Raw genomic sequence first — 14,573 nt, forward strand, 5'->3', positions numbered from 1 at the left:
AGAATCCAGCTCAAACTGAATCCTTTTCCTTTATTCATCTACTTGAGAAAATACTTCTTTTAAAATAGCAATCCCCTGCTGAATTTCCTCCCTGCTGACAGTCAAAGGCGGCAGGAGACGGATAACATTCTCTCCGGCGGTCAGGATAATCAATCCCTTCTGACGAGCGGCTTCAACAATCTTTGACAGACTGGCACTTGTTTCAATCCCAATCATCATGCCCAGACCTCGAACAGCAGAAATCTTTGGATGGTCCTGAAAAGCAAGCTGCAGCTGCTCCAATAAGATATCACTCTTAGACCTGACTTCTTCTAGAAAGCCCGCTTCTTTCATGATATGCAAGGTCTCCAAGGCGGCTGCCATGGCTAATTTATTGCCACCAAAGGTAGAGCCGTGACTGCCAGGTCCAAAAGCTGGAGCCAAGCTAGATTTTCCTAATAGAGCGCCAGCGGGCAGGCCATTGGCCAGACCCTTAGCCAGTGTCACAATATCCGGTATAATCCCATAATGCTCAAAGGAATAAAGCTGACCAGTGCGCCCCATACCTGTCTGGACCTCATCAACAATCAGCAAAATCCCCTCTCGTTGGCAAAAATCAGCCAAGTCTTTGACAAGGGTTACTTCTGCTGGACGAACCCCCGATTCTCCTTGGACTAATTCCAGCATGACAGCTGCCGTATCCTGATTGACTAGCTTTTCTACGCTGGCTAAATCATTGTAAACCGCATAGCTGAAATGGGGAACCCCATCACCAAATCCTTCCTTGATCTTATCCTGTCCTGTTGCGGCCATAGCGCCAAAGGTCCGACCGTGAAAGGATTGCTGAAAAGTGATAATGCCTTGCTTGCCAGTAGCTTTGCGGGCTAGCTTAATAGCTGCTTCATTGGCTTCCGCTCCGCTATTGCAGAAAAATGCCAAATAATCATAAGAACCAGCCAGTTCCTGAGCCACCTGCTCTTGCAGAGAGCTAAGATAGAGATTGGGACTGTGCCAGATGCGCCCGGCCTGCTGGATCAAAGCCTGCTGGACCTGCGGTTGAAAGCCAAGATTGGTTACGCCAATCCCCGACGAAAAGTCCAAATAAGCCTTTCCCTCACTGTCAATCAGATAGGAGCCCTCTGCTTTAACAAACTCAATGGGTGCCCTCTTGTAGTTTTCAAATAAATAAGTCATCGTTATCCCTCTGCTATCAAGGTGCCCGTCAAAAGATTATCGCCAATCAAAACCTGCCCGACACCGGAAAGCACAGTCTGAACAGCACTCTCGATCTTAGGAATCATGCCGCCCTTGATGACACCTGTCTGAATCTTCTTGGAAACCTGACTGGTCAGAAGCTGGGGCAGGACTTTTTTGTCCTCTAGAACTCCTTCTATATCTGTCATCAGGATTAGCTTCTCTGCCTGCAAGCTGCTAGCAACTGCCGCAGCCAAATAGTCTGCATTGATATTTAAGAGCTCACCAGCATCATTTTCCCCCAGCGAAGCCAGCACCGGTACCATGTCCGCAGCCAGCAGCTGCTCTAGATAGGCAGTTTGAATCGTCTTCACCTGACCGACATAGCCATAGAGGTCTTTATCGATAAAATCTGCCGAAACTGTCTTTCCCAAATGTGAAACCAGCTGAAGACTTTCAATATCTGAGTCGTTCAGTTCTTGTGTCAGCGTTCGGCCGACTTGACCTAGCAAGGCCTGCTCAATGATAGGCAAGTCAGACTTAGCTGTCACCCGTAACCCCTTAACCTTGCGAGTAGGCAGCTGGCGCTCTTTCATAAGTTGGTTAATGACCAGACCGCCCCCGTGAACGACTACAATTTTCTTACCAGCTGCTACCCACGCTTGCATTTGCTTGATAAACTTAGTAGACAGCTTTTGCGCAGCAACACCGCCAATTTTTATAACAATCACATCTTTCATTGCATTTCTCCTTAGGTTCTATAGAGGGCATTGATTTTCACATAATCATAGGACAAATCGCAGCCCCAGGCCTGAGCTTCAGCGGCCCCATCGTGTAGGTCAATGGTCAAGGTCAGCAGCTCCCCAGCCATGGCATCACTAGTCTCCTCTGGGTCAAAAGCCACAGGGCTAGAAGTCTGCATAACTGGAATCCCCTCAATCCAAATATCAATGTCATCAACCGAGACATCTGCTCCCGCATAGCCGATAGCTGCTAAGATTCGACCCCAATTGGGATCTTGACCAAAAATGGCGGTTTTAACCAAGCTAGAGCCAACAACACTCTTGGCAATCATACGGCCACTCTGTTCATCCTTGGCATGCCGAACATTGACTTCAATCAGCTTGGTCGCTCCCTCGCCATCCTTGGCAATTTTCTTAGCCAAGTCAGCCATAAGATAGTGGAGCATCTTAGAAAACTTTTCAAATTCTTCCGTATCTGGCAGAATTTCTTCATTTTGCCGGCAGCCATTCGCCATGACTAGCACCATGTCATTAGTCGATGTATCTCCATCCACCGTGATTTGGTTGAAAGTTGTCTCCACATGCTGGCTGAGAGCCGCTTGCAAGGTAGCACTGGAAATATTAGCATCACAGGTGATAAAGGCCAGCATGGTCGCCATATTCGGATGAATCATGCCCGAGCCCTTGGCTACTCCCGCCATCGTCACCAGATCTGAGCCAAACTCTTCTGTGACTACACAGGTCTTGGTACAAGTATCCGTCGTCAAGATAGCCTCAGCAAAATCTTCTGCCTTACCACTCACCAAAATCTTTGACAGGCCATTTTTCAGAGCATCCATTGGAAGCTGCTCGCCTATGACTCCTGTAGAAGCCAGACCTACCAACTCGGGCTCAACCTCCAGCTTTTGGGCAGTCAATCGCTGCATCTCATAGGCGGCGTCCAGTCCCTGCTGACCTGTACAGGAATTGGCAACACCAGAATTAACTACTATTGCTTGCAATTTCTGGCTCTTTTGGATCGATGCTTTAGTCACTAGAAGCGGAGCAGCAATGACCTTATTGGTCGTATAGACTCCTGCCACACTGGCTGGTACTTCTGAGACAATCCAGCCAAAATCCAACTTCTTTTTCTTAAAGCCAGCGTGTAAACCGTCAGCCGAAAAGCCTAGCGGACTGGCAATTGTTCCATCAATAATCTTCATATCTAACCCTTTCTCATCTAGACATAGGACGGTTGACTGAGCAGGCCATCTGTTTCAGGAAAGCCCAGCATCAGATTCATATTTTGAACTGCCTGACCAGCAGCCCCCTTGATTAGGTTATCCAGCACAGCTACGACAGTTAAAATATTTGTCACAGGATTATAGTCAAAACCAATATCTGTATGATTAGTACCAACAACCTGGTGCAGACTCGGCAGAGCAGCTTGGATACGAACAAAAGGCTTGTCCTGATAGCATTCCTGATAAATAGCAGTCAGTTTTTCCCTAGTCAAAGGTTCTTTTAACTTGCTGTAAACCGTTGCTACGATGCCACGATTGACGGGAATGAGGGAAGTTGAAAACTGAATCTGCTGCAATCCCTCATCAAAACGCTGTAACTGCTGCACAATCTCAGGAATATGCTGATGTTGATTCAGCTTATAAGTCACATAGTTGTCGTGCACATGGACAAAATGGCTGGATGCAGCTGGATTTTTCCCTGCCCCTGTCAAACCGCTCTTGGCATCGACAATAATAGAGTCCAGCTCAATAGCCCGAGCCTGTAACAAGGGAATCAAGGCCAACTCTGTAGCCGTCGCATAACAGCCAGGATTGGCAATAAATCGCTTCCCTCTGATATCTGTAAACTCTGACAGCCCATAAATAAACTCTTTTTGAACATGATCTTCAGCCGGCTCTTTCTGATACCATTTTTTATAAATATTCTCTGGCAAACGATGATCGCCAGATAGGTCAATAACTGGAAATCCCGCTTCTACAAAATCTTTTGACAAATCTTTAGCCACTCCGCTTGACGTTGCAAAGAAAACAAGATTTGCTCGTCGCATAATTTCCTGACTGTCGAAAGCTTCTATTTTCAGGTCGCAAATCCCCTTCAAATGAGGATAAAGCTCTGACACAGGAGCCTCAATATCTTGGCTGGCATGAAGGGAAACGACTTCTGCCTGCGGATGCTGCAGTAAAATACGAAGGAGTTCCATACCTGAGTAACCAGTAATTCCTACAATCGAAATTCGCATATTTTTAAAAAACCTCCGTATAAATATGCGTTTTATTTTACTCGTATATTTTCCCTTTGTCAAGTATTTTCTGTATTTTTATGCAATATTTTTGAAAATATCATTATTTATTCTAAAACAATTCATAATTTCTTGCCGAAAAGCGGCCTATTTGCTTCTCATATAGAGAAGTAAGAAATCTAAGAGCACAGAAAAAGATCTGCCCAAAGAGGAGACCTTTTCATCTATCTTTTATCTAATATTACAACTTCTCAGCCACCGCTGCTAGCAAGTCTGAAATAGCTGATTGCTTGCCGCCGCCGGCCATAGCCATGTCTGGCTTACCGCCGCCTCGACCATCTACAATTGGTGCCAATTCCTTAATCAGATTACCAGCATGGATGTCCTTGGTCTTGCTGGCTGCAAGAACATTGACCTTGTCACCAATTGCTGCGACCAGTATAAGAACATCTGAATAGTCCTTCTGCTTCCAAGTGTCCGCAAAGGTACGCAGGGCACCTGCATCAGAAACAGAGACCTGACTAGCAATAAAGCTATGTCCATTTGCTTCTTGAACATTCTTGAAAACTTCACCAGAGGCCGCTGCTGCTGCCTTTTCCTTGAGCTCTGCATTCTCTTTTTGCAGTTGACGCAGCTGCTCTTGCAGCGCTTCTACCTTGTGAGGTACTTCCTTGATTTGCGGTGCCTTGAGAGTCGCAGCGATAGCCTTGAGCGCCTCTTCTTCCTCACGGTAGGCTTCAAAGGCTTCCTTACCAGTCACTGCCAAGATACGACGAGTACCTGAACCAATACCTTCTTCTTTGACAATCTTGAAAATACCGATTTCAGAAGTATTGCCTACGTGGGTTCCTCCGCAAAGCTCAACAGAGTAGTCGCCGATGGTTACGACGCGAACTTCTTTACCATATTTTTCTCCAAAGAGCGCCATGGCACCCATTTCCTTAGCCGCGTCAATATCTGTCTCTACTGTCTCTATGGCAAGGGCTTCCCAGATTTTCTCATTGACTTCTTGCTCGATAGCACGCAGCTCTTCTGCTGTCACCGCTTGGAAATGCGTAAAGTCAAAGCGCAGGAATTCTACTTCGTTCAGAGAACCAGCCTGGGTTGCATGGTTACCAAGAACATTATGCAGGGCTGCATGTAAGAGGTGAGTCGCCGTATGGTTCTTCATAACACGATGGCGACGGCTGTGGTCAATTTCTAGTTTATAGCTTTGACCTAGAGCCAAAGGGGCCAAGACTTCTACAGTATGCAACGGCTGACCATTTGGTGCCTTTTGTACATCCCTTACTTTCGCTACCAGATTGCCTGCCCCATCAAAGATTTGACCGCGGTCGGCCACCTGACCACCCATTTCTGCGTAGAATGGCGTTTCTGCAAAGATGAGGGCAGCTGAGCCTGTCTCAACAGACTCCACTGCTGCATCATCTGCTACAATAGCAAGGAGTTCAGCAGTCAGCTCTTCTTTTTCGTAGTTAAAGACACTCTCTACAGTGATGGCCTGCAGGGTTTCATTTTGCATGCCCATTGATCCGCCCTTGACAACAGAAGCACGTGCCCGATCTTGCTGCTCTTTCATAGCCGCTTCAAAGCCAGCCCGGTCCACAGTCATGCCTGCTTCTTCAGCGATTTCTTCGGTCAACTCCAGCGGGAAACCGTAAGTATCGTAGAGTTTAAAGGCATCTTGACCAGCAATAACAGTTTGTCCCTTAGCTTTCAAATCTGCCACGATTGTTTCTGCAAAATGTTGACCAGAGTGCAGAGTACGAGCAAAAGATTCTTCTTCACTCTTGATAATCTTTTCGATAAATTCTTGCTTTTCAAGAACTTCTGGATAGTAGCTTTCCATAATCTTGCCCACAGTTGGTACGAGTTTGTAAAGGAAAGGCTCATTGATCCCCAGCTTTTGACCATGCATTGAAGCACGACGAAGCAGACGGCGAAGGACATAGCCACGGCCTTCATTTCCAGGAAGAGCGCCATCACCAATGGCAAAGGAGAGCGAGCGGATATGGTCTGCGATAACCTTGAAACTCATATTGTCGCCATCTTGGTCATAGACCTTGCCAGACAGCTTCTCTACTTCGCGAATGATTGGCATGAAGAGGTCGGTCTCAAAGTTGGTCTTAGCCCCTTGGATGACAGCCACCAAACGCTCCAAACCTGCGCCCGTATCAATGTTCTTATGTGGCAATTCCTTGTACTCGCTACGTGGTACAGCAGGGTCAGCATTGAATTGTGACAAGACGATATTCCAGATTTCGATATAACGGTCGTTCTCAATATCTTCTTCTAAGAGACGAACTCCAATATTTTCTGGATCAAAAGCCTCACCCCGGTCAAAGAAAATCTCTGTATCCGGCCCAGAAGGTCCCGCACCGATTTCCCAGAAGTTGTCCTCAATCGGAATCAAATGACTAGGCTCAACGCCCATAGCAATCCAGCGGTTGTAAGAGTCCTTATCGTCTGGATAGTAGGTCATGTAGAGCTTGTCTTTGGGAAAATCAAACCACTCAGGGCTAGTCAAAAGCTCGTAAGCCCACTCAATCGCTTCATCACGGAAATAATCACCGATAGAGAAGTTACCCAGCATTTCAAACATAGTATGGTGGCGGGCAGTCTTTCCGACATTTTCAATATCGTTGGTCCGAATGGCCTTTTGAGCATTGGTAATTCGAGGATTCTCTGGAATAATGGTTCCGTCAAAGTATTTCTTGAGCGTCGCTACACCAGAGTTAATCCAGAGCAAGGTTGGATCATTGACTGGCACCAAGCTGACAGATGGTTCTACTGCATGACCTTTAGTTGCCCAAAAATCCAGCCACATTTGACGAACCTGAGCACTTGACATTTGTTTCATGATTTTTTCTCCTTAAATTTTTTCTAAAAATAATTGCATTATGAGGACGAACTTTCCAGCATTTCAACATAATCAATAGCGACACAGAGGGAAATGACCAAATCTGAATAAGTCTCATCATAGACACTCACCTGATAAGTAGAGGTTAGATGGAAGAGCTCCTTGGTAATCTCTGCAACGACTTGATTGCTGTTATCCAGCAGACGAAAGTTTAAATCCCAGATGTTCCCTTCAACTCGTAGACCCAAATTATCAAATTTATATTTATCACGCAAAAAAGAGAATTTCTTACGGATATAAAAGCTATGCCCGCTGCTGAGTTTGATTTCAAACTGGGGCAGGAGGGTTATAAGGGTCTTGGTAATCTGACTGACGATTTGACCCTGACTATCATAGATAGTAAAGGTCTTAGGAATCTGGAAGAAAGAGCCTTCCACTTGATAATCCACATTTCCTCGATCGTCCTTGATATCAAAGCGTTCGCCGCCTAAGCGAAATTTCTGTTTGACAAGATAGGTTTTCATTATGTTACCTCCATAGTCAACATAAAAGACAAGTTCCTTGTCCGAAGGGCGAAAAACCGCGGTACCACCTTCATTCAATGAACTTGTCATTCTCATTTCGTATTCTATTTTGCTAGATGAGTAGCATGATTCTCCGTCTCAGATGGCTCGCAGCACCGCCAATTCTCTGAACTAAGAACTTGAAAAATCAATTCTCACCAGTCTTATTATACTTGCTTATTGTCTTTTCGTCAACCTTATTCTGCGGCTGATGATGAAGCTTCTGCTGAACTGCTTTCAGCTGCTGAGCTAGACTCAGAAGTCTTTGAGCTGCTAGCAGCACTTGATGAAGAAGTTGAAGAACCTGTCGTTTCGATATACTGAGCAAAGACAGATTGGAAAGCACTATCCTTAACCTTGATGTTGGCATCTTTCAGCTCTTTAGCCACAACGCTTTGGATGAAGCTAGTATCTTTTTCTTTTTGCGCAATGATAATCTTTTTCAGCTTGTCTTTGTAATCTTTCCAGTTAGAAGATTTCTCTGACTTCTTGACCAGCTTAACAATATAGTAGCTTGCTGAGTATTGTGAATCTGGCACAGTCACAAGGTCTGAAACGCCATTTTCTTCCAAAGCAAAGGCAGCTTTTTTGACTGCATCTGGAACATCAGTAGAGCCAGAGTCAAACTTGATTTCTCCGCCTTTTTCCTTAGTGGCAGCATCAGTAGAATTTTCCTTAGCGATTTGACTGAAGTCTGCGCCTTCTGCTTTAGCTTTTTCGAGAACTTCCTTACCTTTGTCTTCGCTGTCAACCTTGATGATTTGAGCTGTTACTTCTGGCGTGTAGTTTTCAAAGGCAGCCTTGTAGTTTTCGTCAGTCAGCTCTTTTTCAGCAGCCTTCTTAACGGCATGCTCTACCAGCATATTGGTGCGGATTTGCTCCTTGTAGGCATCTTCGGTCAAGCCGTTTTGAGCCAAGACTTGGGCAAAAGCTGTACCATAAGCCGTTTTAGACTTTTCGAAAGCATCCTTAACATCCTTGTCTTTGACGTCTTTGCCGTATTTTTCTTCAAAGATGTCTTTGATAGCCATCTGCAGCAAGACCTGCTGAGCTGCACCATTGTTTTTCACTTGATCGTAGAATTCATTGACAGTAATCGTGTTTCCTTTCATGGTCACGATGTCCTTGCCTTCTGAGTTAGAACATGCTGCTAATACAGCGACTGACAAGAGTGTCACAGCTCCTGCAAATATTTTTTTCTTCATTTTATATTGACTCCTTATTCTTAAAAGTTCACGTTTTCTATTGTAGCACAAATTTGAATTGATATCTTAAATTTTACTAAAAATTTTTGGAAATTAGGAAAAAATCAGAGATGTCATTTTTTTCTAATCATAAGCAGTCCATCTCCCAAGGGAAGCAGACTAGAAGTTAAATCTGGACTGTCCAAAGTTGCGTCAAAAAGACTATGCAGACCTCGGTAAATAGCCCGTTGGCCACGCTTAATATCCTCAAAAGGCTTGGCAACATCTCCTCCTTGGAAGATATCATCAATGAGGACTAGGCCACCAGGATTGAGGCGCTTGAGGACTTGGGGCAGAAAGACCACATACTTGGACTTGGCAGAGTCCATAAAGACAAGGTCGTAGGAATCCTCTAGTGTCTCAAGCAAATCCATCGCATCACCTTCCAGCAGAGTGATCTGCTGACGGCTGTCATATTTTGCAAAATTAGCCTTGGCCAACTCAATCATCTCTGGATTGCGGTCAATAGTTGTAATCTGAGCCCGAGGCGCATGCTCCGCCATCAAAAGGGCCGAAAAACCAATAGCCGTACCGATTTCTAAAATCTTCTCTGGCTGAAGACTTTCGAGTAGCAGGCGGAAGTAAGCCACTGTCTCATGAGGAATAACGGGCACATTTTCAGCTCTGGCAAAATCCTCCAGCTCCTTGAGTCCACCAGTGACCTGCTGGAGACGCTGTCTCATAAAGTCTACAATTTCTTCTTTGACCACTGGCCGGCGCATATTGGGATTAGAGTTTTGATTATAAGTTTCGACCATTTTATGCCAGTCCCAACTTTTCTACCAAGGCTTCGAATTCATCCAGACGACGCTCAAAGACAGCAAAAGCAGCATTTAGGTAGTCTTCTTTTTCCATATCCACCCCTGCTTTTTTGATGACATTGAGGGGATAGTCAGAGTTCCCAGCTTTCAGATAGTCCAGATACTTGTCCTTGTCTTCCTGACTGCCATGGACAATCTTTTCAGCCAAGGCAGAAGCCGCTGAAAATCCTGTCGAATATTGGAAAACATAGTAATCATAGTAGAAATGCGGAATCCGAGCCCATTCGTACTGAATCTGCGGATTGTCTTCTTTATTCAAACCGTAGTATTTCTCGTTCAAATCAGCATAGAGTTCATTGAGAAACTCGCTGGTCAGAACTTGACCTTCTTGGTCAGCCTTGTGGATAGCGTGCTCAAACTCCGCAAACTGGGTTTGACGGAAGACTGTGCCCCGGAAGCCATCCAAGAAGTGATTGAGGATAGCAAAGCGGGTCGTATCGTCTTCTACTTCTTCCAAGAGCTTCTCTGTCAGGATGTTTTCGTTAGTCGTCGAAGCAATCTCAGCTAGGAAGATAGAGTAGTCTTCATAGACATAAGGCTGGGTCTCACGGGTGTAGCTGGAATGCATACTGTGGCCTGTCTCATGCACCAAGGTAAAGAGATTGTCCAGCGTGTCCTGCCAGTTGAGCAACATAAAAGCATTGGTATCATAAGAACCGCCTGAGTATGCTCCTGAGCGCTTGCCTTGATTTTCATGAACATCAATCCAGCGCTCTGAAAAAGCTGTCTTCACTCGGCTCAAATAATCCTCACCCAGAATAGCCAGAACTTCCTCAGATTTAGCCAAGGCTTCCTCATAAGTGAACTTGTAGTCTGTCTCTGACAAAGGTGTGTACATATCATACATCTTCAAGTCAGAAATGCCTAAAATCTTCGCTCGTAAAGCGATATAACGTTGCAAGAGAGGCAAATGCTTATTGACAGCTGAAACTAGGCTGTCATAAACACTTTCTGGAATAAAGTCAGCTGACAAGGCTGCTTCACGGGCAGATGAAAACTTGCGGGCTTTCGCATTGTAATTGTGAACCTTGACATTGGTCTGCAGAGTCTTAGCATAGGTATGCTGGTACTGCTCGTAGACGCTGTAGAGAGCCTCATAAGCTTCCTTACGGACCTCTCGATTTTTAGACTCGACCAAGGTGATATAGTTGCCGTGGCTGAGCTGAACTTCATTTCCATCTTCGTCATGCACCATCGGAAAGACAATATCCGCATTATCCAAGATAGCAAAGGTTTCGCCCGCTGCGCCAAAGATTTCACCAGCACCGGCCAATAGCTCCTCTTCGCGCTGTGTCAGGATGTGGGCTTTCTTTTTCAAAAGCTTGTCAAAATAATGCTGATACAGCTTCAGGGGTGGCTGCTCAGCCAAGAAAGCCTGGTACTGCTCTTCTGTAATCGCCATAAATTCGGGCTCATAGAAGGCAAAGCTTTGACCAAAATCGCTGTAAAGAGTCATGCCTTTGGCCTGATACTCTTGGTACTTAGCCACACGTGTATCCTGGTCATTCTTCATGTGAGCATAAGAATAAAGCTTTTCAATACGACGCATCAAGTCTAACTGTACTTCAGTCGTTGTTAAGAGACTGTCCGCTGAATCCAGCAAATGCCCAGCCAGACTAGCTGCTTCCTTCACTTCTTCTGAAACCTGCGCCAATTCTGCTTCAAAGGCTTCATCTGTTGGGAAAATGGTCCTCAAATCCCAAGTATATTTTTCTTCAATTTCATTTCTTTGTTTTGCCATAAAAAAATCCTCCGACTCCCCTATTCTATCACAAAATTCCACTTTTTATAAAACTCAAGTACCAAAATCACATAGTAGCTAGGCAGACTGACTTAGTTTTAAAAAACTCTTTGAACCTAATTCCTGACCAAACAAAAATTAGATTCCAAAGAGTTCATTTTTTCTTATCACTTAATGCTTTATCATATGTCATTCTCCCCTCAACTTCTTTGCAAGCTCACCAGAAATTACGTACCCTGTATGTTCTAACTTCCCATCAGACTCTTCCATCAATGTTGTGGTAATTGTTAATTCCGGGTCATCGTTTATTATAAGCTCAACTATTAAGCCACCCATTGGATTATATTTAAGATTTTTTTCATTTATTGTATATTTTTTTATTATCCCCTTTTCTTTTAATGCTTTAGAATCTTCCTGTCTCACTAATTCTTCTATTGCTCTCTGCGCTTTCTTCCCCTCCACAATCCGAATCATTTCTTCTTTTTCGACCGACTGCTTTTCATACTGCAGCCTCCTAAAATAATGCCTGAACTGACCGTGATGATACTCAGAAAAATGACAAAATATTTCTTCATGATAGCACCTTTCACTTCTCCTCTTTGCTAAAACTGATGCCTTAATGAAAATGAGAAACCAATTTTAGATTAACGTCTTATATTAATTGTTATACTATTTTTCCAAAGAATATGAAAGCGGAATTATTTTTAAAGATTCGTAAAGATAAAAGCTTGTTCTTCATTGTCATGTGCATTATCGTATACCTGAGAAAGATTACCAATGTATCAATTCTTACCTGCTATTGGGTAATTTTTCCCAAATTCTAATTCACGATACTCTACCAAAGCTACTGCAACATTCTGCTTATCGTTGTACTCTGCCTTATTAGCCATGTTAATCCTCTCCTAATAACTCACTCAATTCTTGTGGAATACCATATGATACAACTTCATATTCTCCAATATCTTCTTCTTGAACAGTCATATTTATATATAGTTTTTCTTCCCCGTTAATTATTATATAAACATTTAGTCCACCCATAGGATTATAATCTAACTTATTCTTTTGAATTTCATAGGATTGAATCTTTCCTTCTGGCGTCAAAGCTTTAGGATCCAATTCCTTAAGAAGATCTTCCAAGGCTTTCTTCATCTTTTTACTTTCCGCAATCTGAATCATTTCTTCTTGTTCTGACCTACTATTTAGCATACTGCAGCCTCCTAAAAACATAGCTGAACTGATCACGATGATACTCAGAAAAATGACAAATATTTTCTTCATGATGGCTCCTTTCGCTTCTCATTTTTGATAAAACCAATGCCTTAACAAAAGCGAGAAGGCGAATTTAGATTAATTTTTTATATTAATTATTATACTATTTTTCCAAAGAACATAATAGCGCAATCATTGTTAGGAAGTTATCTAGAAAAACCTTATTCTTCATTGCCATTTACATTTTCTTCATCCATTAGTTTTGTAAGCTTCGGTGAGCACACAGTCCCATCTCTGTGAAATTTCCCATTTTCGTCCTCTCCAATGACATATCCTAGTGTTACTTCTTCGTCGCCATTAATGATTAAATCAAACATTAATCCTCCCATTGGGTTCTGAGTTAGTGACTTCTTATTAATTTCATAACTTTTAATTTTCCCTTCAGGTGTTAATGCTTGAGGGTCAATCTTTTTCAGCCCTTCCTCAATAACACTCTTCATCTTTTTACTTTCTGCAATCTGAATCAGTTCTTCTTGTTCTGACCTACTATTTAGAATACTGCAGCCTCCTAAAAACGTGGCTGAACTTAGCGTGATGATAGTCAGAAAGATGACAAAAATTTTCTTCATGGCGGCTCCTTTAACTTGTTATTTTTACTAAAGCTGATGCCTTAACGAAATGGGAAACTGGATTTGAATCAAAGTTTATATTATCATTGTTATACTATTTTTTTAAAGTTCCAAGGACTACGCTACGTATAAAGAGTTGTAAAGACAAAAACTCATTCTCTCTCACCCTTAATATTGTCGTAAATTTGGGAGACCGTGCCAACTTAGGTTTCACTCCCCTCTTCCCTAATTACCTCATCTTTAGTTTTCGAATCAATATGATATTTTTTTAATGTAAAATCCACATGTTGGTTATCATTTAATTTTTCGTCCTCTATTAATACCATGCTAAACTCCTATCTTTCCAATGCTTGAGATAACTTATCAGAATAAGTGGCACTTGTGCTTTCTATCTCTCCATCACTATTTTTATTTATATTGCAGCTAATAATAAAATCAGAATCTCCATTTATTATAATATCGAAATCTATCCCGCTCATTGGATTTTTTGAAATTGAGTTTCTATCTATTTCATAACTTTGTATAAAGCCTTCTTTTTTAAATGCTTGAGGATCAACATAAGTGAACCAATGATAAAATGCTTTTTCAGCCTCTTTACTTTCTACAAGTTTAATCATTTGACTATTTTCATTTTCTTTCTCTGAACGACTGCTTGGCATACTGCAGCCTCCTAAAATAATGCCTGAAATAATCGTGATGATACTCAGAAATATTACAAAACTTTTCTTCATGACAGCTCCTTTCGTTTCTTGTCTTTGCTAAAGCGGATGCCTTAACGAAAATGGGAAAATGGATTTGGATTAATGTTTGATATTATCATTTTTATACTATTTTTTTAACATTGCGAGAGCGCCACTACGGATAAAGAGATATAAAGACAAAAACTCGTTCTCCATCATCTTTTATACTGTTGTAAATTTGAGACACGGAGACTATGTATTCTATTTCACCAATAGATCACTAAGTTTCGGACTTCTTGAATTTGTGGCAATTTCATAGTTACCAGTAGTTGAATCTTCTACTACTGTTACACTTAAACTTATATTCTTATCTCCGTTAATAAACATTTGAATCATTATCCCTCCCATGGGATTATAATCTAACCTATCCTTTTGAATTTCATAGGATTTAATCTTTCCTTCTGGTGTCAAAGCTTTGGGATCCAATTCCTTAAGAAAATCTTCCAAGGCTCTCTTCATCTTTTTACTCTCCGCAATCTGAAGCATTTCTTCTTTCTCTGAACGACTGCTTAGCATACTGCACCCTCCTAGAAATATAGCTGAACTGAGCGTGATGATAGTCAGAAGAATGACAAAAATTTTCTTCATAATGGTTCCTTTCGCTTCTT

At 42.6% G+C, this 14,573-nt stretch carries 14 protein-coding genes and 1 pseudogene; all 15 read right to left on the reverse strand.

Features of this window, described 5'->3' with window-relative positions:
- Positions 1-30 precede the first annotated feature (30 nt).
- On the reverse strand, positions 31-1,173 hold the full coding sequence (locus tag O3621_RS08115; RefSeq protein ID WP_314448347.1) for an acetylornithine transaminase: 1,143 nt from the start codon (positions 1,171-1,173) through the stop codon (positions 31-33).
- A 2-nt stretch (positions 1,174-1,175) separates the two neighbouring features.
- Complete coding sequence (gene argB / locus O3621_RS08120) at positions 1,176-1,913, reverse strand: acetylglutamate kinase (RefSeq protein ID WP_061592683.1); 738 nt, start codon at positions 1,911-1,913, stop codon at positions 1,176-1,178.
- A gap of 11 nt (positions 1,914-1,924) precedes the next feature.
- A complete protein-coding gene (argJ, locus tag O3621_RS08125; RefSeq protein ID WP_061592682.1) occupies positions 1,925-3,118 on the reverse strand; it encodes a bifunctional glutamate N-acetyltransferase/amino-acid acetyltransferase ArgJ in 1,194 nt (397 codons plus the stop codon).
- Between the two features lie 17 nt (positions 3,119-3,135).
- Positions 3,136-4,158, reverse strand: a complete 1,023-nt coding sequence (gene argC, locus O3621_RS08130; RefSeq protein WP_061592681.1) for an N-acetyl-gamma-glutamyl-phosphate reductase — start codon at positions 4,156-4,158, stop codon at positions 3,136-3,138.
- 241 nt (positions 4,159-4,399) lie between these two features.
- On the reverse strand, positions 4,400-7,018 hold the full coding sequence (alaS, locus tag O3621_RS08135) for an alanine--tRNA ligase (protein WP_125340768.1): 2,619 nt from the start codon (positions 7,016-7,018) through the stop codon (positions 4,400-4,402).
- A gap of 38 nt (positions 7,019-7,056) precedes the next feature.
- Entirely contained in the window at positions 7,057-7,638 is a 582-nt protein-coding gene (locus O3621_RS08140) for an LURP-one-related family protein (RefSeq protein WP_314448352.1), read from the reverse strand.
- A gap of 140 nt (positions 7,639-7,778) precedes the next feature.
- On the reverse strand, positions 7,779-8,786 hold the full coding sequence (prsA, locus tag O3621_RS08145) for a peptidylprolyl isomerase PrsA (protein WP_002897941.1): 1,008 nt from the start codon (positions 8,784-8,786) through the stop codon (positions 7,779-7,781).
- Positions 8,787-8,899: 113 nt separating this feature from the next.
- The gene (locus O3621_RS08150) at positions 8,900-9,583 is read right to left on the reverse strand and encodes an O-methyltransferase (protein WP_314448356.1); all 684 of its coding nucleotides are present in this window, start codon (positions 9,581-9,583) and stop codon (positions 8,900-8,902) included.
- A gap of 1 nt (position 9,584) precedes the next feature.
- Entirely contained in the window at positions 9,585-11,387 is a 1,803-nt protein-coding gene (gene pepF / locus O3621_RS08155) for an oligoendopeptidase F (protein WP_371514046.1), read from the reverse strand.
- 189 nt (positions 11,388-11,576) lie between these two features.
- Positions 11,577-11,962 (reverse strand): annotated as a pseudogene (locus O3621_RS08160) (DUF1310 family protein).
- Positions 11,963-12,278: 316 nt separating this feature from the next.
- Positions 12,279-12,665: a DUF1310 family protein gene (locus O3621_RS08165; protein ID WP_314448361.1), complete on the reverse strand. Its 387-nt coding sequence runs from the start codon at positions 12,663-12,665 to the stop codon at positions 12,279-12,281.
- A gap of 152 nt (positions 12,666-12,817) precedes the next feature.
- Positions 12,818-13,225, reverse strand: coding sequence for a DUF1310 family protein (locus O3621_RS08170; RefSeq protein WP_314448363.1), 408 nt, complete (start codon positions 13,223-13,225; stop codon positions 12,818-12,820).
- Between the two features lie 203 nt (positions 13,226-13,428).
- Positions 13,429-13,551: a hypothetical protein gene (locus O3621_RS08175; RefSeq protein WP_265333619.1), complete on the reverse strand. Its 123-nt coding sequence runs from the start codon at positions 13,549-13,551 to the stop codon at positions 13,429-13,431.
- Between the two features lie 9 nt (positions 13,552-13,560).
- Positions 13,561-13,956 (reverse strand): DUF1310 family protein, encoded by a 396-nt coding sequence (locus O3621_RS08180; RefSeq protein ID WP_125340745.1) that lies wholly within the window; start codon positions 13,954-13,956, stop codon positions 13,561-13,563.
- Between the two features lie 210 nt (positions 13,957-14,166).
- A complete protein-coding gene (locus O3621_RS08185) occupies positions 14,167-14,553 on the reverse strand; it encodes a DUF1310 family protein (protein ID WP_314448367.1) in 387 nt (128 codons plus the stop codon).
- Positions 14,554-14,573 lie beyond the last annotated feature (20 nt).

Source organism: Streptococcus sp. 20925_1_22, assembly GCF_041431685.1.
Classification (GTDB): Bacteria; Bacillota; Bacilli; order Lactobacillales; family Streptococcaceae; genus Streptococcus.